Source organism: Thalassospira sp. MIT121401 (assembly GCF_047125595.1).
In the GTDB taxonomy this organism is placed as follows: domain Bacteria; phylum Pseudomonadota; class Alphaproteobacteria; order Rhodospirillales; family Thalassospiraceae; genus Thalassospira; species Thalassospira povalilytica.
Genome location: NZ_CP138926.1, coordinates 79,897 through 104,907 on the forward strand (window position 1 = coordinate 79,897; position 25,011 = coordinate 104,907).

Here is a 25,011-nt window from a genome sequence, read left to right on the forward strand (position 1 = left end):
CACTTGGCCTTTCCCATCCCCGATGGAAGCTGCTAAAACCAAACTGACTTTCAACATGCCGGACCGGATGAATGAGCGATCAGATCGAGACCGCCAGCCAAGATATGCCCGAAAGTGACGCACCTGCGCCCGAACAAGCCGTTGCCCCCCAATCAAGCAGCGCTGCACCGGCCGCCGCAGACAGCAACACCGCACCCAAAAGCGAATATCAGGTTCTTGCGCGAAAATACCGTCCGAAAACCTTCGAAGAGCTGATTGGTCATGGCCCGATGGTCAAGACCCTGTCAAACGCTCTTGAAAGCGGGCGTCTGGCCCATGCCTTTGTTCTGACCGGGGTGCGCGGTATTGGTAAAACCACAACGGCCCGTATCATTGCACGTGCGCTGAACTGCATCGGTGCGGATGGCAAAGGCGGGGCGACCATTGAACCGTGTGGCGTCTGCGAACATTGCCGGGCAATTGCCGAAGACCGCCATGTCGATGTTCTGGAAATGGATGCCGCGTCCCGTACCGGTGTGGATGACATTCGCGAACTGATCGAAGGCGTGCGTTATCGCCCGACCTCGGCCCGCTACAAGATCTACATCATCGACGAAGTGCACATGCTTTCCAAAAGTGCGTTCAACGCGCTTCTCAAAACGCTTGAAGAGCCGCCGGAACATGTGAAATTCATCTTCGCGACCACCGAAATCCGCAAAATTCCGATCACGGTTCTGTCGCGTTGTCAGCGCTTTGATCTTCGCCGCGTTCAGACCGAAGAACTGGCTGCCCATTACACCCGCATCGCCGGGCTGGAAAATGCCGAAATCGAAGAAGAAGCCGTCACCCTGATCGCCCGTGCCGCCGACGGATCTGTCCGTGACGGCATGAGTTTGCTCGATCAGGCGATTTCCCATGGTGCGGGCAAGGTCACCACCCAGCAAGTCCGTGACATGCTGGGTCTTTCGGACCGGTCTCGCATTTTCGATCTGTTTGATTTCACCATGAAGGGCGAAATCAACGAGGCGCTTGAACTGTTGTCTGCGCAATATGCACTGGGTGGCGATCCCGCCGTGATGTTGCAGGATATGCTGGACCTGACCCATTGGCTGACCCGTGTGAAATTATCACCCGATGCCGCCAATGACCCCGGCGTGTCACAGATCGAACGTGAACGTGGCAAGGAAATTGCCGCCAAGCTGGCGATGCCACAGCTTACCCGTGCCTGGCAGATGCTGCTTAAGGGGCTTGAAGAAACGCGCATTGCGCCATCCCCCATTCAGGCTGCTGAAATGATCCTGATCCGTCTGGCCTATGCCGCAGAAATGCCGTCGCCCGGCGATCTGATCAAAAAACTGCGCCAGGACATGGCCAACGCGGCCAGCGGTCCCGGACCACAAGGTGGCGGCGGCGGTAATGGCGGCCCCGGACCGCGGATGCAGGTGGTCAATGGCGGCGGTGGTGCCGCTGCCGTGGCACAGCGCCGCCCCGACCCGCTCGGCGAACCCGAACAGGTCGAACAGGTCGCCTATGCCAAAATGCCCGAAAGCTTTGCCGAGGTCGCCGAACTTCTGGGCAAGGAACGCGAAACCACCGGTATCGCGATGCAGGTCAAAAACTATATGCATCTGGTGAAATATGAACCGGGGCGGATCGAATTTCGCCCGGCACGCGGTGCACGTTCGGACCTGTCGACCCAACTGATCAAGGCGCTTAACAATCTGACAGGCCATCGCTGGCTGGTCAGCGTGTCAGAGCGCGAAGAAGGGGCACCGACCCTCAAAGAACAGGAACTCGAAGCACTGGAACAGCGCAAGGCTGACGCTTCGCAGGATCCGGTGGTCAAAGCCATCCTTGATGGTTTGCCAAACGCAAAAATCGTGGCCGTTCATCTGCCACCCGGACAGGAACTGTCCGAAGGTGAAGAGGACGAAAGCGGTTCCGTATATGACGACGCATTTTATCTCGAAGGAGACGACGAGCTATGAAGAACCTTGCAGGGATGCTGAAACAGGCCCAGCAAATGCAGACCAAAATGCAGGAAATGCAGGAAAGTCTGGTGGAACTCCAAATCGAAGGCCAGTCCGGTGCCGGCATGGTCAAGGTGATGCTCAATGGCAAAGGCGAAATGCGTGGTCTTTCGCTTGATAAAAGCATCGTTGACCCGAACGACACCGAAGTCCTCGAAGACCTGATCGTTGCCGCCTATAACGACGCCAAGGTCAAAGTCGAGGCCGCCGTTCAGGAAAAGATGAAAGACGTCACCGGTGGCATGAACCTGCCCGAAGGTTTCAAACTGCCGTTCTGATCCGGACCAGATGACAATTTGATTTGCACTTTCGAAGTGCCAGACAAAGGGTGGCATTGCGCCGCCCTTTGTTTTTGATACAAGCTAGGGGTCTGACCCTGACCATCAGGAAACACCACAAACGGGATCACCATGACCGGACGGGAAATCGAAAATCTGATCAAATTGCTGTCGCGCCTGCCCGGCCTTGGTCCGCGTTCTGCACGGCGCGCAGTGTTGCAGATGCTCAAGAAACCCGAAACCCTGATGATCCCGCTGGCCGATGCGCTGCATGAAACGGCCGAGGCCATGACCACCTGCACCAATTGTGGCAATATCGATGTTACCGATCCCTGCCATATCTGTGCTGACACCAATCGTGGTACGGACATGATCTGTGTGGTCGAAGAAGTCCAGGATCTTTGGGCGCTTGAACGGGGTGCAGCGTTTAAGGGGCAGTATCATGTTCTGGGCGGCACGCTGTCACCACTTGATGGTGTTGGTCCCGACGATCTTAAAATCGATCAGCTGGTCAACCGGGTGCGCAACGGCAATGTCAGCGAAGTCATCCTTGCCACCAATGCCACCGTCGATGGCCAGACCACCGCACATTACATCACCGAACGGCTGATCGAAACCGGGGTCAAGGTCACCCGCCTCGCCCACGGCGTCCCGGTCGGCGGCGAACTTGATTATCTTGATGACGGAACCCTGGCCGCTGCCCTGCGATCACGCAGTTCCGTCTGACATCAGAATTTCCGTCTGCCCATCAAATAACAGCTATCAAACATTCAAAAGGGCAGCCAAAGCTGCCCTGTGAACGTTGGCATGTCGCAATTTTTCAAATTGTTTTGAATTGAAATACTGCGTAAAAAGTCAAATGTGACTGACTTATTTTATCGCGATTTATGCCGACTTGATTTTTTCGGCGGCCAAACGCGTTGCCAGTTCATAACCATATGCACCCGCCCCGGCCATCACGGCATCGGCCACCGGACTGATCCAGCTTTTATGGCGGAATTCCTCGCGGGCATGCGGGTTGGAAATGTGCAACTCGATGATATAGCCATCAAAAGTCTTCAGCGCGTCATAGATCGCAATCGAGGTATGGGTATAAGCCCCAGCATTGATAATGATGGCCGCCGATTTCTCGCGGGCCTCGTGAATCAGATCAATGATCGCGCCTTCATGGTTGGACTGGCCGAACCGAACAGCAACACCCAACTCACCCGCCAGTTCAGTACATTTTGCCTCGATCGATTGCAGCGTGTCATAGCCATAGATTTCCGGCTGACGCTGCCCCAGCAGGTTCAGGTTCGGTCCATTAATGACAAGAATTTCCTGCACGCTCATTTCAATATTCCCACCTTTATGCCCCGTATTCTGGCGGAATTCCCACGGGGCCTGTTTATTTCGCTGCTTCGCTGCGACGGTTCATGCGCGTCTGTGATGCCAGACGGATCGGTGCATTGGCTGCGCCAAACCCACGATACGCGCGTCGCTCCACCAGTTCAAAGAAGAAACGATTGGCAAAGGTCCGCGTATAGGCCTGATAATATTCACCTTCGTCGTCACGATCATAGAGAATATTACGCGCACGCAAACGATCAAGCAGTTCCGGCTCCAATCCGAACCGCGCTTCGATATCATCGTAATAGTTTTCCGGGATCGGCAGAATCTCTACCCCGTGCTGCTTGCAATAATCGACAGATGCAAAAATATCGTCGCTCGAAAATGCCAGATGCTGCACGCCGCTTCCGAAAAACTCGTTCAGGAACTGGGAATGCTGGGTATGGGGGCTTTGCGACCCATTGAGGATCAACCGCACCGCATCACTTTGCACCACCTGACTTTGCACAAGCCCGCCGGGATCCGGGATATCAAGGGTCGGCATCTTGCCCAGATCAAAGATCGATGTGAAATACAAAAGCCAGGTCAGCATTTCCTCATACTGCATCGAGTATGAAACATGATCGACCGCACGCAATTTTGCCATGCCCGTCCCGGCATTACCGGCATTTTCCGGCTCGAATTCAACATCCCAGATCCGTGACAATTCACTGTGATCATCCAGAAAATAAACAAGGCTTCCGCCAACACCACGGATGGCCGGCATCTCGATCTCGCCTTCGCCAACTGCCTGACTGAACGGGGCGGCAAGCAATGCCTGCGCGCGATCGAGGGTCGCCTTGGCGTCATCAACCTTAAGGCCGACCGCACAGACCGACGGGCCATGCACGATATTATAGGAATGGGCAAAGCCATCCTTGTCGCAATTGATCACAAGGTTGATGTCACCCTGTTTCCACCATGTCACCGCCTTGGTCTTGTGGCTTCCGCGCTTTTCAAAACCAAGCCCGGCAAACAGGGTTTCAAGCTTGTCTGCGGTTTCTTCCTCGACCGCAAATTCAACAAACCCGACTTCCTGCGCATGCGCCTTGGGCGGCAGAGTCTTGGCCTTTTCACCGACCTTTACCCCCTCAACCCCGTCGCCAAGATAAATCAGCGACCGCAACCCGTCCTTCGCCACGTTCTTGGTCGAACTGGACCGGAACTGGTCATTGAAAATTTCAAGCGACAGCGGACCGTCATACCCGGTCATCGCCAGATTGCGCATGAATTCATCAAGCGGGAAGTCCCCCTGCCCGGGGAAACACCGGAAATGGCGGCTCCAGGAAAGAGCATCCATTTCAAGGATCGGGGCATCAGCCACCTGGACCAGAAAAATCTTGTCGCCGGGGATCGATGAAATCGCATCAAGCGGCACCTTGCGCGCCATGATGTGGAAGGTATCAAGCACCAAGCCGACATTGGGGTGATTGGCGCGCCGAACCACTTCCCAGCTGTCACGATAATCGCTGATATGCTTGCCCCACGAAAGGGCTTCGAACGCGATACGAAGGCCGCGCTTTGCCGCCCGATCGCCAAGCTCTGCCAAATCCTTTGCTGCGCGGTCAAGCCCGCCAAGCGACTGCGGGGAAACGTTCGAACACACCATCAAAAGATCGGTGCCCAGTTCCTCCATCAGGTCGAACTTGCGTTCTGCCCGTTCAAACGCGCGGGTGCGCTGGGGCTCGGGCATGCCCTCGAAATCGCGGAACGGCTGAAAGGTAACAAGCTTAAGGCCAAGGTCCCGGATCGTCTTGCCGACATCGGCCGGTGATCCGTCAAAGGACAAAAGATCGTTTTCAAAAATCTCGACACCGTCAAAGCCGGCTGCGGCAATGGCATCAAGTTTTTCCTGAAGGTCGCCAGACAGTGAAACTGTGGCAATCGAGGTCAGCATTTTATCCCTCCGGACTACGCAAAGAGTGTTCCGGCCCCGTCGGGATACCTGCTGTGACTTGCCAGAATGGTCTGGTCAAATGCGTCGGGCGGCCAGCCAAAAGCGCCACCCGAAACAGGTCAGTCCTGCGAACGATGCCGGTAGGTTTCAATATGATCGGTCAGCCGTGCGATCGCGGCATCTGCATCACGTGCAAGTGCCAGTTCGCAAAGAGCCCGATGCTCATCGATAATTTCCTGACCACGGAATCCGTGGGTTTTCAGTTCGATCACGACATAGCGCCGGAACTGATCGAAAATCTCGCGGTGAAGACGCAGATGAAGGTCCGAACCGCATGCCGAAATCAGGGCCTGATGAAATTCGCGGTCATACTGGCTCCAGCGAACGGTCAGTTCGCGACTGTCCTCGACCATCATCTTCTTTTCAATGGCAGCAAGCTTGTGATGGGCCGCCGCAACCCGGGCTTCCCATTCCACATCGCCATCCTTCATCGATGCACTCAGCCCGTCGCGTTCAAGCAGAAGCCGCATCGCCGTCAATTCCTTGAAATTGGACGGCGATGTTTCGACAACACGAAAACCCTTCTGGCCTTCGACAAAGACAAAGCCCGATGCCACAAGACGGTTAAGAACTTCGCGCAGCGTGTTGACCCCGACGCTATAACGTTCGCGCAGCGCCTCAAGCTTAAGCTTCACGCCCGGCTGCAATTCGCCATACAGAATATCATCGCGAATTTCGTTATAGACTGTCTCGGCAACGGTGCTGCTGCTCATTTCTTGCTCCCTACCCTGTCAATGCCTCGGGATAGGCATTGAAGTATTCTGTTCTTGCAGCATCGGCATCGATTTCTGCCCCGCTGAAAACCTCGAATGCTTCAATACCCTGAAAGAAGAAGAGTTCAAAGCCAGTCATGACTTCAATCCCCGATTTCGCCGCCGAGGTCAGAAACGCCGTCTGCACCGGGGTATAAACCGCATCAAACGCCCATTTCTGTCCCCCAAACAGGGCTGTATCAAACGGACAGCCTGGATATTGGTTCATCCCGACCGGGGTACAGTTGATCAACCCGTCGGCTGACCGCACCATATCGGCAAGATCGGCTTCGCCAACAAATTCGGCCGCGGCATCAGCGGCAACAAGGGTTGCCACAAGTTCTTCACCACGCGCGGCATCCTTGTCATGGATCAGGATTTTGTCCGCCCCGAGACCGCGCAAACCGAATGCGGTTGCAAGCCCGACGCCCCCCGCGCCGAGCTGCAAGACCGTGCCCGGCTTTGCATCGCCAAATTGCTGGCGATAACCGCGCATGAAACCGACGAAATCGGTGTTGTCCCCGCGCCATCCGTCTTCACGAAACACCACGGTATTGACCGACCCCAGCGCTTCGGGAAGGCGCTTGCGCGGGGTGATCAGTTTGCGTGCACTGGTTTTATACGGATGGGTCACATTGACCCCCGCATAACCGGTCTGTGCACATTTGGTCAGTTGTCTGATCAGATCGAAATCGGCGATCTGATCGCTATCAAGATAGTCGTATGTAACATCCATCCCGCACATACGGCCCAGCAAAACGTGCAGTCGGGCTGACTGGCTCCGTGAAATGCCTTTACCGATAAGACCGAGCTTCAACATGGAATGGTATCCTAAAATCCAAACAGGTTAGGCAAGAAGGTGACGATGTCAGGCACAAAGGTGATGAGGATCAGCACCATAAGTTCGACAATAAAGAACGGCATGATCGCGCGGATCATCCTGGCCATCCCGACCCCGGCAATTGCATCGGCGACAAACAGGCAAAGCCCCATCGGCGGTGTGATCAGACCGATCATCAGGTTAAAGATGACAATGATGCCAAAATGGGTCGGATCGATGCCAAGGCTGATTGCGATCGGATGCAGGATCGGCACCAGCACCAGCATCGCCGCAATGCCTTCAAGCACAAGGCCAACCGCCAGCAACATCAGGTTGATCAAAATCAGGAAGGTCGCAGGACTGTCGACATAGCCCAGAACAAACTTGCTGATCGACTGCGGGATACCGGCAAATGTCATGAACCAGTTTGCCGCTGCAACCGTTGCCATAATGATCAGGATGCTTGAAGAATCACGCATCGCCCCGGAAAAAATCCCCGGCAAATCCGATGGTTTGAGTTCGCGAAACACAAACAAGCCAACCACCAGCGCGTAAAACACCGCAAAGCTTGCCGCCTCGGTCGGGGTCACGATCCCCGCCAGGATCGAACCGATCACGAATACTGGCATGAAAAGCGGAATCAACCCGTTCCACACGGCTTTGAGCTTTTCAGCCATATTCATGCGTTCACGCGGTTTGGCGTAATTCTTGACAAAGAACCGCACATAAACCGAAAGCGCAATCGCCAACAGAATGCCTGGCACAATCCCGGCAAGGAACAGGGCCGGAACCGACACATTGGTGGTGATCAGCGCATAGATAATCACCGGAATGCTTGGCGGAATGATCGGACCGATCACCGACGATGCAGCGGTCAGGGCCGCGGCAAAATCACGCGGATAGCCTTCCTTTTCCATCGACGGAATAAAGATGCGCCCGATTGCCGATGTATCGGCCACCGCCGATCCCGAAAGTCCGGCAAAAATCACTGATGACCAGATATTGACCTGTGCCAGACCGGCCTTGGCATGGCCGACCAGCGCATTGGCCAGATTGATAACGCGCGATGTGATGCCGCTGGCATTCATCAATTCGCCGGCCAGAACAAAAAGCGGGATCGCCAGAATGGTAAAGCTGTCCATGCCCGCAAAAATGCGCTGCGGCAGCAAATCAATCCCGAACGTTCCAGTGCTGATATAGGCCACAAGACCAAGTGCGATGGCAAAGGCAACCGGTGCGCCGATCGCCAGCAGAGCCAAAAGGGTAACGCCGGTAATCATGCCTCACCCCCGGTCGAATTCTTGTCAAAAATCGATGCCAGACGCAGCAGTGCCGCAATGACAAGGCAAACCCCGCCAATGGTAATTGCGATCTGCGCCCAGTACATCTGAATGCCGATGCCCGATGCGACAATCCCGCCGCGCTTGGCGGCAAAAATCCATCCGGCATAGGCAAGAACACCGCCCAGCACCAGCGTTGTGGCATCGACCACAACCGCAAGCTTGCGACGCAAACGGGCCGGCACGGTATCAATCACGATGCTGAATGTGATCTGGGTACCCTGGAGATAGGCCAAAGCCACACCAAACATGCAGCCATAGATCATCGCGTATTTCGCGACCTCTTCGCTCCATTGCAGCGGGGAAGAAAATAAATAGCGGCTGACACTGCCAGCAAAAACAACACCAAACACTACGAGGATGCTGATCCCCGAAAGTCCGGCGAGCAAACGCTTGAACGCTTTCTCTGCGCGTTGCATGGGTTCCCCCGGATCGTCGCGGAAAATTCAAATGCCCCTGGGGCACCATGGCGGGAAAAAGGGCAGACCAGGAACAAGGAGGAGTCCCCGGTCTGCCAATGCCGATTACATGGAAGCTTCTGCTTCGGAAACGGCTTTCTGCAGTTTTTCAATCCACTCGGCGTCAATCTGGCCCGACAGCCAGTTGATCACAGCCGGCTGGGCTGCATCACGGAATGCCTTAAGCTGTTCTGCGGTCGGCGTGGTCACTTCCATGCCTTCTGCTGCCAGCTTCGCCACACCTTCGGCGGAATTGAACTGCTGGATTGCGCGACCAACATTGGCGGCAATTCCCGCAGCACGACGCAGAAGCGCCTGATCCGCATCCGACAGGCCCTGATAGGTTGCTTCATTGATCACGATGAAGTCGGTGCCATACACGTGACGGTCCAGCGTCAGGTATTTCTGCATCTCATAGAATTTGTTGGCATAGATCACGCTGATCGGGTTTTCCTGACCGTCAACCGTACCGGTGGTCAGTGCAGTCGGAACTTCCGGCCACGGAATCGGGGTCGGATCACCACCAAGTGCTTTGACCATTTCCACGAACAACGGAACGGTCATGACGCGAATCTTCAAACCTTCCATATCTTTCGGTTCGGCGACTGCACGCTTGGAGTTGGTAAAGTTACGGAACCCGGTTTCACCATATGCCAGCGTCCGAAGACCGGTTTTTTCCAGGCAATGCTCGGCAAGTTCCTTGCCAAAACCACCATCCAGAACATTCCAGGCAACGTTGGCATTCGGGAAGATATAGGGAATATCAAGAACGGCTGCCTCGGGGCAAACCTTGGAGAACGGACCCGATACCATCGACATGGCCAGCGTACCGTCCTGGGTATTCTGCAACAGATCGGTTTCACCGCCCAGCGCACCGGCCGGGAACAGTGCGACCTCAATACGGCCGCCGGATTCTGCTTCGACAATATTTTTAAAGACCTGGGATGCCGCACCCTTCTTCGAGGTGGTCCACTCTGCCGGATCGACATGGGCAAAGTTCAAGGTCACGTCAGCTGCCTGCGCGGAATAACCGAATGACGCGGCAACCATGGAAACGGCGCCAAACAGGGCACCCTTGGAAATCATCTTCATTACTTCCTCCCAATTGAACGAAATCCCGCAGACCGTGGTTGCTTGTGACAATCTTGTTCTTGCGCAGTCTGATTCGGAATTAGGATAATTTAAAAAACATAGGAGATTTTGTCAAACATTCTATATTTTGACGAAACCCGCCATTTACCGGGCCTTTCGGCCCCGTGATCAAAACCGCCCCGCCTGATTTCTGCCACCACATGGGTTCCTTGTTGCCCCGTGATCGCGTCATCGAGTTCACATAGACATTGGGTGCTGTGGGCAAATCGCCAATGTGCACGGTCCGATATTCCCCGCCATCGCGCTGTTTCCCAACGATCATCCCCGGTTTGCCCCAAGGACGGAGAAATCGAAAACGCTTGCTGTAAATCGGGTTATTTGTGCTACTTTGGCTTAGAAACGTGACGATTCGTCCCTTTAAGTAACGCTATTTCCAAAGTGAATTCCGTGAACAGTGTCAACGGCCCAACATCACCGCAGCTTGCAAAAATCGCTTCGCGTATTTTGGCGGGCAGCTTTTTGTTTGAGGATCTCGATCCTGAATTGCTCGAACAACTTTCCGGTCAGGCAACCGTACGCCGACTGGAAGACGGGCAGTTGCTGTTTGAAAAGGGTGCACCGGCCGACGGACTTTATGCGGTCGAGGCCGGCAAGGTCCGCATTTCATCTGTTTCGGAAACCGGCAAGGAAATCGTCCTGAACGTTCTGGCACCCGGTGCCGTCTTTGGCGAGATCGCCCTTCTTGATGGCGAACCGCGCACGGCAACCGCGCGGGCTGTCGGCCCGACCCGAACTCTGTTCATTTCACGTGATGACTTCTTTGAAATCTTTGACCGCGAAGCACCGCTTCGGCGCCATATCACGGCCCTTCTGTGCCGTCGCCTGCGCTGGGTCAGCGATCTTCTTGAAGATGCCAATTTCCTTGATCTGACCGCACGTCTGATCAAACGCATTCTGTGGCTGGCCGAACGTCATGGCGGACCCGATCCCGAAGGCATCCGCATAGCACTTCCGCTGTCGCAACAGGAACTTGGTCTGATGCTTGGCGTGACGCGCGAAGCCGTAAACAAGAAACTGCGTGAACTTGAAAAACAGGGGATGATCACCCGCCGTGACGGCCGACTGATCATCAAGGACAGCGACGGGCTGAAACAACTTCTTGCTGATGCCATCAAAAACTGAACCTTCGGATTCATTGTTTGACCGCCTTGTCGCACGCGAGGAAAAGCGCGGGCTGATCCTTGTCGCGTTTTTGCGCATCTGCATGCTGGCCTTTATCCTGTTGCTGTTCAGCAAACCCGATTCCCCCACCGGCAAACTTTACACCCTGCTCGAAGTACTTGGCTGGTTCATTCCCGGCGTGTTTATCCAGCTGTTTGTCGCCTTTCGTGGCGGCAAGACATACTGGATGATCTATCTGCTTGCGGTGATTGATGCGGCCCTGATCGTCTATGTTTCGGTCGTGCCCGATCCGCTCAATCCGCTGATTGATCACCCGGCATGGCTTTACGGATTTGTTGTTCGTGACCGTGGCGTCGTCTTTTCGATGATCATGATGGCACTGGTCATCATGACCTTTTCGCCGCGTTTGATTTTATGGTTCGGGTTCTGGCTGTTTGTTGCCTGGTACGGGGCGATCTGGTGGCTTGTCACCCGTCCGGGCGTGATTGTATCGCAGCATTTCGGCGATGAATGGAACCCGACCCAGCAGGAACTGATCGATACCTATAACCTGCCGGAATTCGTCGATATCTCGGCACTGGCCGAACAGGTCATTATCGTCATCGTCTTTACGCTGGCCTGTGCGGTGATGGTTTCGCGACTGCGTGTTTTGATCAACCAGTTTGCCGCAGCTGAACGCGCCCATGGCAATCTGGCGCGCTATTTTCCCACCGCCCTTGCCGATCAGCTTGCCGATCGCGATGAACCGGTCCGGGTCGGCGAACGGCGCGAATGTGTCATTCTGTTTGCCGACATCATGGGCTTTTCGCGCTTTGCCGAAAAACGCGACCCACAGGAAGTGATGCGGTTTCTCAATCAGTTTCACCAAATCACCACCAGCCAGATCGGGGCATATGGCGGGATTGTCGAAAAATATATCGGCGATGCCGTAATGGCGAGTTTCGCCGCCTTTGACAATCTTGAACGCCCCGCCGCCAATGCCTTTTGCGCGGCCCAGGCCATCATCAATCAGGTCGCCGAATGGCAGGCCACCGATCCCGCCGATGGTGACGAACCGCTCAGGATCGGGGTCGGTCTGAATTTCGGAGCCGCCGTTGTGGGTGATATCGGCCAGCGCGAAGCCATGACTTCGGCCGTGATCGGCGCCAGTGTCAATCTGGCCGCCCGCCTTGAACAGGCCACCCGCGAACTTGGCAGCGAAATGGTCATCAGTGCCGATTTCGCCAACAAACTCCGAAACGAAGTCCCGGTTTGTGCGCCCGTGCTTCTGGCCCCTTACAGTCAGACCGAAACCATTCAGGTCAAAGGTTTCAGCGAACCGGTCGGCGTCCTTTTCCGGCCTGCCGAACAGGGGTGATCGGAAAATTCCGGCGCATCGGGCAACCCCTTGAAATTCCGGGATACCGGACCAACGTGCTTTGCATTAGGATTGGTTCGATACGCGATCTGATCAGCAGGAGGAAACGATGGTCAAGACGCCTGACGTGAATGCACCGGCTGCGGACGCCGTTCCGACTGCCGTGACGCTAACCACCCTGTTTGGTGAACGGGAATTTGCCTGGGACAAGGCAATCTATTTCCCGGCCGGTCTCAAAGGCTTTCCCGATCATAACGTCTTTGCACTGGCAAGTTTCCCCGGCGACGGGTCCAATGCCTTTATCCTGATGCAATGCCTGACTGAACCGGAACTGGCCTTTATCGTCGCCCCCTACAATCTTGATAGCGACACCATCCGCCCCGAGCATCTTGAACAAGCCTTTAATATTCACGGCATCAAGAAAAATGACGGCGCGGTGTTGCTGATCGTGACCCTGCACAAACCCGAAGACGGCGATATCAGCATGTCGGTCAATCTGCGTGCGCCGATCATCATTGATACCGCACGCCAGTCGGCCTATCAGCACCATCTGCCGGAAATGGGTGGCTATTCGTTCCGCCATGTCGTGAACTGACGCAAGTCCCCTGACTCTTGGCATTTCAGACGCCGTTTGATACCGGCCCCTGTCTGACATGGTCGCTATTGTCGCGACCATGTCAGACAGGACGTATTTTTGCGGCAATGACTTGGCCTTGTCCGACGCTTTTGACGCGGCACTTAAAATCGTCCAGCCCTTTCCTTGATCCTGCCATCTTTTCACGCGATGGTAGCAGTCATTACTTCTTTAAAATCAATCAAGGGACCGGAAATGGCTGGAACTTTGCGTAACCGTTTTGCGCTGGCTGCGATGTTGGGCACGGCGGTATTTTTCGGACAGGATATCGAAGCGGCCAGTGCCCAAAGCACAGTCGAGGAACGCAACAATCTTGGCCCGGCCATCCCGCTTTCGACGGATGCGCGCACCAAGTTGCAGCTGACGGTTTATCCGGGCAATCTGTCGCTGATCGCCGAACAGCGCAAAGCCACCATTCCCGATGGTCAAAGCACGCTGCGCATCAGCGGGCTTCCCACCACCCTGATTGATGATTCATTTCTGATCGGCACTGCGACCGACAGTGATCTGGTCTGGACCTCATTGCGCAATCGCGGCAATGGCTACAACGCGTTTGAAAGCTTGCTGCGCGATCAGATCGGCAAAACCGTCACTATTCGCCGTGGCGATGACGACCTGATCGAAGGCAAACTTGTTGCCCTGACCCATCTTGCACTGGTTCAGACCGATGCCGGGATCGAACAGGTGCCAATGGATCGGATCATAATCAACGACCTGCCGGACGATTTCACCACCGGTCCGTCGATTGATGCCGACATTGCCACCACAGCCCCGCTTGACCATGTCTCGATGGCCTATCTTCTGGGCGGGATTGGCTGGAACACGTCCTATGTTGCGGTTTATGACAGTCAGACAAACCAGCTCAAACTCTCGGCCATTGCGCGTGTCACCAACAATTCGGGCAGCGCCATCGATGGCGCACAGCTTCGCCTTGTTGCCGGCGACATGAACCAGGTCGGCGCATCACCAATGGCCAAGGGTGCGCGCACCGAAATGATGATGTCCGCCATGGCCGACAGTGCCGCACCGGGTGCCGGTGCCCCGGACCGCGAGACATTTGAAAATCTGCATGTCTATGGTCCGTTCAACGATCTTTCGATGAAAAACGGCGACACGGTCATCCTGCCATTGATTGATGCCCAGATTTTACCGGTTGAACGCCGGGCCATTTTCCAGGCATCAAGCAACCCTTATGGCATGGGCCAAAGCAGCCAGACCGATTTTGTCCGTCCCGATCTTGAACTGAAACTGACCAATGATGGCGGCGCGGATGAAAACAGTCCATGGCCTGCCGGCATCACCCGCATCTTTGCCAAGGCCCCGTCGGGTGACACCGGCTTCCTTGCGGAAAATTACATGTCGCTGACCCCGGTCGGACGCGATGCGATCCTGCCGATCGGTCAGGCCAGTGAACTTTCAGGCACCCGGGAAGTTACCACCTTCTCGCGCACGGCGCGCCCGAACCTGCCTGATGCGGTCAAGGCAGATCTGAACTGGACCATCCGTAACACCAGCGACCGCGAAGAAACTGTCACCCTTCGCGAAAATGTACCGTCTGACTGGACGGTCACCAAGGAAAGCCACAAACATGACCGCCCGGATCCCGGCCTGATCACCTGGACGGTCAAGGTCCCGGCAAAATCCGAAATCAAGGTCAGCTGGTCAGTCGAAAGCAGCCGCTAGGTCCCTTTCCACCCACCCTTCCCGACGGCTGCAAGACCCATGGTTTTGCAGCCGTTTTTTATCTGGCCGGGCGGTTACGTGCGGCCTTTTCGTGTGCTGTAGAACGCCTTGGCCAATGGCAACAGCAATGCGGCATCGGGCAGACGCCCGATCACATTGCATAAATCGGCGTAAATGCAGATCAGCTTGGTCAGAAGAACAAACGCTTCCTGATTGTGCATCCCGGCAAACTTGCCCAATACGTGAATTGCCTCGGCCGCGGCATCACAGGCACGATCATTATGCCCGGCTCCGCGCATGGCCAAAACAAGTGCCGCCAGCGAATAACCAAGATCAAGGCGCTCAGTATCATCCTTGCGCCCGACGCAATTGCGCAGCCTGTCGCGTCTGAGTGCCACGGCCTGACTGGCTGCATCAATCGCCCAGTCCCATTCTTCGGCCTCAAGCTCAAGTGCCGCCCGATTATTCAGACTAAGTGCAAGACCCGCAATCGCCGCATCGCGTGATGTCGGAAGATGTTTGGCGAAAATCGCATCGGCCTTGTCAAACAGGCTCAGGGCATATTCACGGTCGCGATAATGCTGGCCGCTTGCCATTTCCAGATACAACCGCGCCACCGCCAGCGAATTGGCATCCGCCTGTTCAAGATAGGACAAACGCAACGCATATTCGTCCGATTTGTCCCCCATCCTGATCCTGCCAGTTTGTTGTTCAACCCTCGTGCTGCACGATGACCGCGCCTCAAAAAGACGTTTTGAACAGGTGTTTTGTGAAGGATCGCACCTCCTGGGGGGATAACCCGCGATAAGCTGTTTCACTGTACTGGGCAGCCTGATAGGCTTGGGGACCTGATTGCATTTCAACTTGCCCCACTGCCCGGAAATCAGTCTTCGATGAGCTTACAAACCGAAACTCTGCGTGCCTTGTTTGGCACATGGCGTATCGCCCGTGGTGATACGGGTGGACTTGCGTTTTTCAATTTCTCGCTCGAAGGATTCTGGCGGTCCTTTCTGGCGGCTGTGATCATCTTTCCGGCATTTGCGTTTCTGCGCTGGCATGATCTTGTTTCCGCCCCGGATGACTTTCCGGTCCTGCGCTATATGACGACCGAAGTCATCGCCTATGTCATCAAATGGGTGGCCTTTCCGCTTTTGATGTTTCACATCACCCCGATGCTGGGCCGTGCCGAACGCTATGTCGCCTTTATGACCGTCTATAACTGGGCAAGTGTCCTTCAGATGGGTGTCTATCTGCTGGCTTTGGCACTCGGTGTGCTGTTTCCGATGCTTGGCACCGGCGGGTTTGTCATGATTGCGGTGATCGCGACACTGGTTTACAGCATCTTTATCACCCGCCTGACCCTGTCCGTACCAATTCCCACTGCCAGCGCCATTGTCATTGCCGATTTCCTGTTATCGATTGTCATCACATCAATCGGTATCCGTTTGGCCGTCGGGCAGTTATTCTGACTTTATAACGATTTGAAAAATCACCTTCATCAGGGAGAAACACAAAAATGAAACCCGTCCTTGCCGCCACCCGTCAATTGCCCGAAGCCGTCGCCAAACGCGCCGCCCAAAGCTATGACATCCGCACACAGGAAGGGGACGACCCGCTGTCGCGCAATGAAATCCTGGCCCTGTGCCACGGCGCAGACGCGGCCCTTGTTTCCGTTGGCGATCCGATTGATGCGACCTTTTTTGAAGAACTGCCCGACAGCGTCAAAATTGTCGCCACCTTCTCGGTCGGCACCGATCATATCGATCTGGCTGCAGCCCGGAAAAAGGGCGTGATTATCGGCAACACACCGGGCGTTCTGACCGATGCGACTGCGGATATCGCGTGGCTTCTGATCCTTGGTGCAGCCCGCCGTGCCAGCGAAGGCGAGGCCGAAGTCCGCAACGCCACCTGGTCAAGCTGGCGTCCGACCCATCTGATGGGCACCCAGGTCACCGGCAAACGTCTTGGCATTGTTGGTATGGGCCGCATCGGTCAGGCCGTTGCCAAACGCGCGCGCGGCTTTGATATGGAAATCCACTATTATAATCGCCGCCGGCTGCCCGCTGATCAGGAACTCGGTGCGACCTATCACGACAGCATTGATGGCCTGCTGCCCCATTGTGACTTTCTGTCGCTGCATTGCCCGTCGACCCCGGAAACCCGCGGCATGGTCAATTCCGACTTCATCGCCAAGCTGCCTGATGGCGCGATCATCGTGAATACCGCACGTGGTGATGTGGTCAATGATGGTGACCTGATTGCGGCCCTGAAATCGGGCAAACTCACGGCGGCCGGCCTTGATGTCTTTGCAGGTGAACCAAACATCGAACCGGCCTATCGCGATCTTAAAAACACGTTCCTTTTGCCGCATCTGGGATCAGCCACGGTTGAAACCCGCAATGCCATGGGCTTCCGTGCGCTTGATAACATCGACGCCTTTGTCGCTGGCAAGGAAGTCCCCTATTCGGTCTGATCGGTATCCCCGAACCCGAAACAGGAAAAGGCGCTGGTACCAGCGCCTTTTTCATTTCCCAAACCTGTTTGCTGTCTGGCGACCCTATCGCCACCTATCCCAGATCGCTTTCTTCGCCAGCAGGCAGGATACAGGCGATCTCGCGGCCATCGCGGCTGATCTTGACGCGACCGCCATGGATTTCGACCACCGCACGAACCATCGCCATGCCAAGCGCACGGCGGGCCGATGGCGATTCGCCATCACGCAACCCTTCAAACAGCATCGGTTGCGGGGCTTCGTCCGACAGCGATATCGAAATTTCGATATCCTCGCCACGGCGGCGTGCCACCACGGAGACCTCGCTGCCTTCGGGGGCGGTGCGCAACACGTTGGTGACCAGAATGAACAATGCCTGTTTCAGGCGGCGTTCATCGGCCACCATCCAGCCGATATTGCGCGAACAATAAAGACGCAGTGACACATTGAGTTCGGCCAGACGGGCCCGTGTCAGGGCCTCCAGCGACCGTAACAGGCGACGCGGATCCACCGTATCAAGTTCAAGTGCAACCTGCCCCGACCCCAATGTCGCCAGATCACGCATATCATCAACAAGGGCCAGCATGCTTTGTGCTTCGGCCCGGATGGTTTCGACCGAACGCGCCACATTGCCGGTCAGATGCGGGATCAAACGATCAGATTCGCCATTGATATGATCAAGCGGCTTGGTCAGTTCGCGCGATACCGTGGAAATGAAATCCGACTTCATCTGATCGGCGGTGCGCAGCGCCTCGTTACGTTCACGAAGCGCACGTTCGACCCGGATGGTATCGGTCACATCAATATAGGACATCATCACCGCCCCGTCAGGCAGCGGCACAATGGCGAAATCAATGATGGTGTTATCGGCCCGTTCAAGTCGTCCATTCATCGGCTCGTGATTGGTGATACGTGCCACCATCCGGCTTTTGAACTTTTCCCAGTCTTCGCGTTCGCGCCAGTAGTCCCGGGATTTTTCAACGACCTCGGCCAGATGCGGCGCCGCATCAAGGAAGGCCGGATCAAGTCCCCACAGATCGGCAAAGCCATGGTTATACAGGCGCAACCGCCCGTCGCCACTGATCACGCCAACCGCTTCATGCAGACTTTCAAGCGTCTCGCGCTGAACCGCAATCAGGGTGTTATAGGAACTTTCAAGCACCAGCTTGTCGGTGACGTCTTCATAGACAAACATCAGACCGCCAAACGGGTGGGGCGATATGAACCGGCGCAATGTCATGCCATTTGGCAGATGCATCAAATCTTCTTCAGGCTTCAGAAGATCTGTAAATCGCTGATTTTCGGCATTGCGGAACTGGGTAAAGTCGGTGACTTCGGGCAGTTTGCGTTCATCGCGCAGGCGGCGCAAAACATCGTCATGGGTCGGCTCCGACCACAGCCATTCGTCATCCAGATCCCAAAGCTTGGTAAAGGCGGTGTTAAAGAAAATAAGTCCCTTGTCCCCACCATAAACTGCAATTGCCGTTCCCAGATTTTCCAGAACTTCGGCATGGGCGCGAATATGGCGCGACAGATCGGACTGCAATTCCTCGACCGGGGTGCAATCAATCGCAAACCCGATCAGCCCGTCCGATCCATTGGCATCGGTGGACGGGGATTCGGTAATGCGCAGCAATTTGCGGTCACCCCGGATCACCACATGATAATCCCGTGTCAGGCTTTCGCCATTGCGCTGAACCGATGCGGCAAGCGACCGCCCGTGATCGGGAATGATCCCCGCACCGATTTCGGCCTGATTGGCCAGCGCATCCTCGATGCTTGGCTGCTCGACCGCATCGGCATAGGCCGCATTGCAATCAATCAGACGCAATTCGCTATCGCGCCGCCATACCGGGAACGGCAAACTGTCAAGCAACACCCGAAGGCCCGATACCTCGTGCTTCAGGGCCTGAAAATCACCAAACTGGCTTTCGCGTTCGCGCGTATGGCGGGTTTCATCGCGGAACCACAATCCATGAGCCAGAACCTCACTTGACCGGTCCTTGCGTGCGGCCATGCCGGTAACGTGGAATTTGCGCTCATCAAGGGTCGTGATCCACAATTCAAACCGGTCATGTCCGGCCTTAAGGTTGCGCACACGCTCCTTCAGGGCCTTGGCATCCTCGTCGCGCAACAGATCAAGCAAATCGGGGAACCGGCCATCCGTGCCCAGCTGAAACGCCCGACGCAAAGACGGGCTTGCGCCTTCGGCAAAGCCCTGCTGGCTCCAGTAATAAACCGGATCGGGCCCGGCAAACAAAAGATGGGTGAAAAGCTCGCTCTCGCCGGCCAGCTCATGTTCGTGATCTTCAACTTCTTCAAGATGGCGGCGCATCCGAAGCGACATCCGCCACCCGATCCAGCCGGCAATCGCCGCCCCGCCAACAGCGGCAAGTGCAACCACCAGCCAGTCACGGTCGCTTAGTCCGGCAAGACTTCCGAAAATTGTAGCACCGATTCCTTCGGGCGCGGCGGTTTGCGCCGGTGCATTCAGGCGAAATTTTTCCTGGGCAACAAGGCTTGCAGCAGGAAACAGCATCGATGCGAACGCCGTTCCGCCCGCAAGAAGGGCAGACAGCCGACATCTGGGCAAGTTGCGCAAAAATGCCCTCACCTGTTTCCTTCCCCCGCTCAGTTTGGAAGCTTGCTCGGATGCGTTCCGTGTCACGTGTTGTTAACCGTTTGTGTTTATGAGCTATTATTATGGTGAAAACAGGGTGCTTTTACCACCGTTTCGCATCATCTCGGCAACAGCCTTGTGCAAAGCCGTGTTTCACGGGGTTCGCCTGTGGAAAAACCGCAATGACATGGGCACTGAATCCGTTTATGTCTGCGGGACCGACATTCGTAACAGATCAAGTGTATCTATAATCTCAGATGAGTCCCAAACCGCAGCTAGATCTTTTTGCTCCACGTGCGGCGGCCAAGCCGGCCGCACCACAAAAGGACTCTGCCGCGCTGAAGGCCGCGCAAAATACCGGCCCTGAAATCGGCGATCTGTTTGACAGCAATTTCAACGCCGATGACATTGCCGAATGGGAACTGCTGTTTCGTGATGTCCCGCAATATAACTACCATTTCAAACGCGCCCAGATCGCCTCGGCCTTTGACCGGCCGCTGCATAAAAAGCTGATCGCATCGCATGCCTTTGAGCGGCTGCGTGAAATCTCGTTTTTGGGCGCAATCGACTATCTGTTCCATCCCAATGGACGCCCGGCCAATATCCGTCATTCGCGCTATGACCACACCATCGGCGTTGCCCTTCTTTCGCAACGCTATTGCCGCCTGATGGGGTTATCGGATGCCGATTGTGATTTGCTCGGTGCTGCGGCACTTTTGCATGATATCGGCCATGGCCCGTTTTCCCATACGCTGGAACCGGAATTTGCCCGGCGGTTCAACCTGAACCACCATCAGTTGACCGAAAAAATCATCACCGGCGAAGTCGAACTTGATCTGTCGGTCAATCATCTGCTGGTCAAACACAATGTTGATCCTGATGAAGTGATCGCGCTTCTGTCCAAGAAATCAAACCACCCGCATGCCAGCCTGTTTTCCGGCCCGGTCAATATCGACACGCTCGAAGGGATCAGCCGCACGAAAACCTATGTGCATCCCAATCACGTTCATTGTCACCCGCGCCTGCTGCTCGAAGCTGCCGTCAAACTTGATGCGGACTCGCTCAAACGCCTCGACAAATTCTGGCAGCTCAAGGAAGACATCTATCGCAATTTCATTTTTGGTCCGATGTGCTTTGCCACCGACCATCTGTGCCGCGAATTTGTCGTTAAAAATGCGCCGGACTTTGCCGCCGATGACTTCCTTCTGACTGAAAAGGCGTTCCTGAACAGCCACCCGGCCTTCAAGAAATTCCTGCACAGCCTGAAAAACCGGATCGAGCTTGATGGCGTTGCCGACGCGGTTGACCACCAGATCAGCGCGTCGGCCAGCACCTTTGACCTGAACGAGGCCAAAGTCCCGCGCCGCGAGTTTCACATCAACAAGGATGTCGAAGTCCGCTGCTTTGCCGATCTGTCAAAACGCTATTACGAGGAAAAGCATTCCTTCCTCAGACGCGTCGGCAGCCTGACCGACCCGGCCCAACAGGCCGCAGCAGCAAGCCTGTTTGACTAAATCCGGAATCCTAGTCGACCACAAACAAGGTCGCACCGCTTTTGGTTGATGAACGGTGGGCTTCGGCATTGTCGGCCACCTGGTAGCTCATACCGGGTTTGAGAATGAAGGTCCGGCCATCGTCAAGTTCGGTCACAAGTTCACCTTCAAGGCACAGCAAAATATGCCCCTTCGAACACCAGTGATCGGCAAGATAGCCCGGTGAATATTGCACCATTCGAACCCGGATCGGACCGAATTGTCGGGTGCGCCAGGTGGCAAATCCGGTCTCGCCGGGATGTCTGGTGGCTTCAACACTTGACCAGTCGGTCGTGCCGAATGGCAAATTTGCGATGTCCATGGCGGGAATCTTTTCTAAAAATCTGTGGGGCGCGGTTTCCGGTGCCGGAACCCGGGCGCCAAGTTTGGGCTTTTTAACCGGACCGTCAATCATCTTAATCCCGCACACCCCATATAAGTTAAACGCGGTATTAATCTTTAACCTTTACGCAGATAGTTGGTAATCAACGAGTCGCACCAAGAGGCTGTCCCGATCTTGTTACCCGCAACCATCGCCACCAATCAGGATTACTCTGCCCGTCGTCTGGCAGAGATGCGTGATGCGTTGGGCAAACGCCTGACGGGTGATAATTTTTGCGTTGTGGTAACCGGTTCCTATGGCCGGCACGAGGCATCCGATCAATCCGATCTTGATTACTTCATCATTGGCCGCGAAGCCGAACGTGATCAGGCACCCCATCAGGACGTCGCCGATATCCTTGGCAAAATGGTGACCCGCAAACCGGCCGTAAACGGCCCGTTTTCATCCTATGTCACCGCCGAGGAACTGGTAAATCGCATCGGTCTGGATGGCGATACCAACTCGATTACCACCCGGCGGCTGCTGTTCCTGCTGGAATGCGAATGGCTTTATAACGAGGCTGGCAAACGCAAATTCTTTGACGATCTGATCGCCAATTACGTCACCACATCGGTCACCCGGGACTCGATTGCGCGATTTCTGGTCAATGATGTGATCCGCTATTACCGGACCATCAGTGTCGATTTTGAAATCAAAACCCGCGAAGGCGACGCCAGCAAGGCCTGGGCACCACGGCGCCTGAAACTCGTCTTTTCACGTAAAATGCTTTATTTCGGCGGCATTATTGCGGCTGCTGAAACTGCGGGGCGTGATTATGCTGGGAAACGTGAAAAACTGTCGGAACTTTTACAGCTTCCGCCTATTACGCGCCTGCAAACCGTGTTTGGTGAAAAAAGCCTGCCTGCGCTTGAACTTTATGACCGGTTCCTGCGCGAATTGTCCGATCCCGATGTACGGGCACGTCTGGACGGGGTCGGCCCGCATGATCGCAATGATGCGGAATTACGGTCGTTGCTTGATGCCGGCAAGGAATTCTCGCGTGAGCTGATCAAGCTTCTCAATGACCGGTACGGGCCAGATCACCCGATCCACGAAGCCCTTCTGATGTAATCAGCCGGGCACCTGTGCAACACCGGTGACATGTTTGTGGTAATTGGCCCGATCAAGGTCATGGACCTCGACGGTAAATTGCACCGCATAATCCCCAACCAGCCATTCCAGCCGGTCGCGCAAGGCCGCAAGGGCCGCTTCGCCGGTGGCAAATTTCGCCCGTTCACTGCGCCCCGACAATAAGCGGATATCAAGATGAACCATGGCATGCCGGTCACTGCCATCGGCAATCACCACATTTTCAAGCGGTGTAATCCGGGTTTTGAAGGACCCAAGATCCGCATCGGCTTCGCGCGCGATAACATAATGAAGATCAACCGCAAGCTTGGACAACTCGTCGGCAATCGGCAGTTTGGCGGAATATTCGATTTCAAGCTGGGGCATGGATCGATTTCTCTGTGGTGGCGGAATGGCGCTGACAAGCCGGAAAGAACCGGCTCACATCAGTTCAGCTTCCCATACAATCATATAAGTCACACCCGATCCTAGAACCTTTTCAATTTGCTGTGCATCGATTTTTGTTTCTGCCCGATCAGGTGTCAATCCCATGGGCATCAAACACAAAAAAGCCGGTCTGAACGAACAGACCGGCTTTGATGCAGATCGGTGATAACCGATTAGTAGCGGTAATGATCCGGCTTGAACGGACCAGCCTGCGGAACGCCGATATAATCAGCCTGTTCCTGGGACAGTTTGGTCAGTTTCACGCCAAGACGATCAAGATGCAGGGCTGCAACTTTCTCATCAAGGTGTTTGGGCAGGACATAAACCTTGTTTTCGTAGTTCGCGTGGTTTTTCCACAGCTCGATCTGTGCCAGCACCTGGTTGGTGAAGGATGCCGACATCACAAAGCTCGGGTGACCGGTTGCGCAACCAAGGTTGACCAGACGACCTTCGGCCAGAACGATCAGACGTTTGCCATCCGGGAATTCGACTTCGTCGACCTGCGGCTTGACGTTGTCCCACTTGTAATTGCGCAGCGAACCGATCTGGATTTCGGAATCGAAGTGACCGATGTTGCAGACAATTGCGCGGTCTTTCATCGCACGCATGTGGTCAAGCGTGATGATGTCGATGTTACCGGTGGTGGTGACAAAGATATCACCAACCGGGGCTGCGTCTTCCATGGTGGTGACTTCGTAACCTTCCATCGCGGCCTGAAGCGCACAGATCGGATCGATTTCGGTTACCAGAACGCGGGCACCCTGGCTGCGCATCGAAGCAGCAGAACCTTTGCCCACGTCGCCAAAGCCGGCAACAACGGCGATCTTGCCCGCAACCATCACGTCGGTTGCGCGCTTGATGCCATCAACAAGCGACTCACGGCAGCCATAAAGGTTGTCGAATTTCGACTTGGTGACCGAGTCATTGACGTTGATCGCCGGAACCTTGAGCGTGCCTTTTTTCGCCATTTCATAAAGGCGATGCACACCGGTGGTGGTTTCTTCCGACAGACCTTTGATGTCTTCGAGAAGTTCCGGATACTTGTCGTGGATCAGCTGGGTAACGTCGCCGCCATCATCAAGAATAAGGTTCGGCTTCCAGCCGTTCGGACCGGAAATGGTCTGCTCGATGCACCACCAGAATTCTTCCTCGGTTTCGCCTTTCCATGCGAAGACCGGAATTTCAGCAGCCGCAATCGCCGCAGCAGCCTGATCCTGGGTCGAGAAGATGTTGCACGACGACCAGCGAACTTCAGCACCAAGTGCCGTCAGCGTCTCGATCAGAACTGCGGTCTGGATGGTCATGTGCAGGCAGCCGACGATGCGTGCGCCAGCAAGCGGTTTTGCATTGCCATACTCTTCGCGCAGCGCCATCAGGCCCGGCATTTCGGTTTCGGCAATCGCGATTTCCTTGCGGCCCCACGAGGCCAGCGAAATGTCCGCGACCTTGTAATCGGTAAAGTTCGACATGTCGTCTCCAATCAAACAGGAATGGCGCATCCGCCAAAGACTTCTGGTCTTGCCGATACGCCGAGAAATTCT

At 55.3% G+C, this 25,011-nt stretch carries 23 protein-coding genes; 11 read left to right on the top strand and 12 right to left on the bottom strand.

Features of this window, described 5'->3' with window-relative positions:
* Window positions 1-71: 71 nt before the first annotated feature.
* From SIB88_RS00385 to recR, 3 genes are all read left to right on the top strand, one after another.
* Window positions 72-1,967, top strand: coding sequence for a DNA polymerase III subunit gamma/tau (locus SIB88_RS00385; protein WP_412559052.1), 1,896 nt, complete (start codon window positions 72-74; stop codon window positions 1,965-1,967).
* Window positions 1,964-2,287, top strand: a complete 324-nt coding sequence (locus SIB88_RS00390; protein WP_101246944.1) for a YbaB/EbfC family nucleoid-associated protein — start codon at window positions 1,964-1,966, stop codon at window positions 2,285-2,287. Before SIB88_RS00385 ends, SIB88_RS00390 begins: the two co-directional genes overlap by 4 nt.
* Before the next feature lie 132 nt (window positions 2,288-2,419).
* Window positions 2,420-3,013 (top strand): recombination mediator RecR, encoded by a 594-nt coding sequence (gene recR, locus SIB88_RS00395; protein WP_412559053.1) that lies wholly within the window; start codon window positions 2,420-2,422, stop codon window positions 3,011-3,013.
* Between the two features lie 159 nt (window positions 3,014-3,172).
* On the opposite strand, the gene aroQ is transcribed toward recR, so the two are convergent.
* From aroQ to SIB88_RS00430, 7 genes are all read right to left on the bottom strand, one after another.
* Window positions 3,173-3,619 carry a type II 3-dehydroquinate dehydratase gene (gene aroQ / locus SIB88_RS00400; RefSeq protein ID WP_412559054.1) on the bottom strand — a complete coding sequence of 149 codons (447 nt, stop codon included), beginning with the start codon at window positions 3,617-3,619 and terminating at the stop codon, window positions 3,173-3,175.
* A gap of 55 nt (window positions 3,620-3,674) precedes the next feature.
* Window positions 3,675-5,552 carry a bifunctional sugar phosphate isomerase/epimerase/4-hydroxyphenylpyruvate dioxygenase family protein gene (locus tag SIB88_RS00405; RefSeq protein ID WP_101246941.1) on the bottom strand — a complete coding sequence of 626 codons (1,878 nt, stop codon included), beginning with the start codon at window positions 5,550-5,552 and terminating at the stop codon, window positions 3,675-3,677.
* 119 nt (window positions 5,553-5,671) lie between these two features.
* A complete protein-coding gene (locus SIB88_RS00410) occupies window positions 5,672-6,325 on the bottom strand; it encodes a GntR family transcriptional regulator (protein ID WP_101246940.1) in 654 nt (217 codons plus the stop codon).
* A gap of 10 nt (window positions 6,326-6,335) precedes the next feature.
* On the bottom strand, window positions 6,336-7,184 hold the full coding sequence (locus tag SIB88_RS00415) for a shikimate dehydrogenase family protein (protein ID WP_287464750.1): 849 nt from the start codon (window positions 7,182-7,184) through the stop codon (window positions 6,336-6,338).
* 11 nt (window positions 7,185-7,195) lie between these two features.
* Window positions 7,196-8,464, bottom strand: a complete 1,269-nt coding sequence (locus SIB88_RS00420) for a TRAP transporter large permease (RefSeq protein ID WP_228195055.1) — start codon at window positions 8,462-8,464, stop codon at window positions 7,196-7,198.
* Window positions 8,461-8,943: a TRAP transporter small permease gene (locus tag SIB88_RS00425; RefSeq protein WP_206926321.1), complete on the bottom strand. Its 483-nt coding sequence runs from the start codon at window positions 8,941-8,943 to the stop codon at window positions 8,461-8,463. The genes SIB88_RS00420 and SIB88_RS00425 overlap by 4 nt, the downstream gene beginning before the upstream one ends.
* A 105-nt stretch (window positions 8,944-9,048) precedes the next feature.
* On the bottom strand, window positions 9,049-10,074 hold the full coding sequence (locus SIB88_RS00430; RefSeq protein ID WP_101246936.1) for a DctP family TRAP transporter solute-binding subunit: 1,026 nt from the start codon (window positions 10,072-10,074) through the stop codon (window positions 9,049-9,051).
* 447 nt (window positions 10,075-10,521) lie between these two features.
* Between SIB88_RS00430 and SIB88_RS00435 the strand changes: the two genes are divergently transcribed.
* The 4 genes from SIB88_RS00435 (at window position 10,522) to SIB88_RS00450 (ending at window position 14,930) form a co-directional block, all read left to right on the top strand.
* A complete protein-coding gene (locus SIB88_RS00435; protein ID WP_101246934.1) occupies window positions 10,522-11,256 on the top strand; it encodes a Crp/Fnr family transcriptional regulator in 735 nt (244 codons plus the stop codon).
* Complete coding sequence (locus SIB88_RS00440; protein WP_412559055.1) at window positions 11,240-12,613, top strand: adenylate/guanylate cyclase domain-containing protein; 1,374 nt, start codon at window positions 11,240-11,242, stop codon at window positions 12,611-12,613. Before SIB88_RS00435 ends, SIB88_RS00440 begins: the two co-directional genes overlap by 17 nt.
* Before the next feature lie 109 nt (window positions 12,614-12,722).
* Window positions 12,723-13,208, top strand: a complete 486-nt coding sequence (gene fliW, locus SIB88_RS00445; protein ID WP_114112292.1) for a flagellar assembly protein FliW — start codon at window positions 12,723-12,725, stop codon at window positions 13,206-13,208.
* 234 nt (window positions 13,209-13,442) lie between these two features.
* Entirely contained in the window at window positions 13,443-14,930 is a 1,488-nt protein-coding gene (locus tag SIB88_RS00450) for a DUF4139 domain-containing protein (protein ID WP_412559056.1), read from the top strand.
* A gap of 74 nt (window positions 14,931-15,004) precedes the next feature.
* On the opposite strand, the gene SIB88_RS00455 is transcribed toward SIB88_RS00450, so the two are convergent.
* On the bottom strand, window positions 15,005-15,619 hold the full coding sequence (locus SIB88_RS00455) for a hypothetical protein (protein WP_412559057.1): 615 nt from the start codon (window positions 15,617-15,619) through the stop codon (window positions 15,005-15,007).
* Window positions 15,620-15,823: 204 nt separating this feature from the next.
* Between SIB88_RS00455 and SIB88_RS00460 the strand changes: the two genes are divergently transcribed.
* Both SIB88_RS00460 and SIB88_RS00465 read left to right on the top strand, forming a co-directional pair.
* Complete coding sequence (locus tag SIB88_RS00460) at window positions 15,824-16,399, top strand: hypothetical protein (RefSeq protein ID WP_412559058.1); 576 nt, start codon at window positions 15,824-15,826, stop codon at window positions 16,397-16,399.
* Between the two features lie 47 nt (window positions 16,400-16,446).
* Window positions 16,447-17,403 (top strand): 2-hydroxyacid dehydrogenase, encoded by a 957-nt coding sequence (locus SIB88_RS00465; RefSeq protein ID WP_412559059.1) that lies wholly within the window; start codon window positions 16,447-16,449, stop codon window positions 17,401-17,403.
* Window positions 17,404-17,497: 94 nt separating this feature from the next.
* Here the strand turns inward: SIB88_RS00465 and SIB88_RS00470 are convergent, their stop codons facing one another.
* Window positions 17,498-20,035, bottom strand: coding sequence for a PAS-domain containing protein (locus SIB88_RS00470; protein ID WP_412559060.1), 2,538 nt, complete (start codon window positions 20,033-20,035; stop codon window positions 17,498-17,500).
* A gap of 263 nt (window positions 20,036-20,298) precedes the next feature.
* On the opposite strand from SIB88_RS00470, the gene SIB88_RS00475 reads away from it, so the two are divergent.
* Window positions 20,299-21,555 carry an HD domain-containing protein gene (locus SIB88_RS00475; protein WP_101246926.1) on the top strand — a complete coding sequence of 419 codons (1,257 nt, stop codon included), beginning with the start codon at window positions 20,299-20,301 and terminating at the stop codon, window positions 21,553-21,555.
* A 10-nt stretch (window positions 21,556-21,565) separates the two neighbouring features.
* Here the strand turns inward: SIB88_RS00475 and SIB88_RS00480 are convergent, their stop codons facing one another.
* The gene (locus SIB88_RS00480) at window positions 21,566-21,895 is read right to left on the bottom strand and encodes a DHCW motif cupin fold protein (RefSeq protein WP_101247057.1); all 330 of its coding nucleotides are present in this window, start codon (window positions 21,893-21,895) and stop codon (window positions 21,566-21,568) included.
* Window positions 21,896-22,090: 195 nt separating this feature from the next.
* Between SIB88_RS00480 and SIB88_RS00485 the strand changes: the two genes are divergently transcribed.
* Window positions 22,091-23,026, top strand: coding sequence for a DUF294 nucleotidyltransferase-like domain-containing protein (locus SIB88_RS00485; protein WP_286887847.1), 936 nt, complete (start codon window positions 22,091-22,093; stop codon window positions 23,024-23,026).
* Here SIB88_RS00485 and SIB88_RS00490 read toward each other — a convergent pair whose 3' ends face one another.
* Entirely contained in the window at window positions 23,027-23,410 is a 384-nt protein-coding gene (locus SIB88_RS00490; RefSeq protein ID WP_412559061.1) for a 5-carboxymethyl-2-hydroxymuconate Delta-isomerase, read from the bottom strand.
* A 233-nt stretch (window positions 23,411-23,643) separates the two neighbouring features.
* Window positions 23,644-24,939, bottom strand: a complete 1,296-nt coding sequence (gene ahcY / locus SIB88_RS00495; RefSeq protein WP_101247055.1) for an adenosylhomocysteinase — start codon at window positions 24,937-24,939, stop codon at window positions 23,644-23,646.
* Window positions 24,940-25,011: the final 72 nt, after the last annotated feature.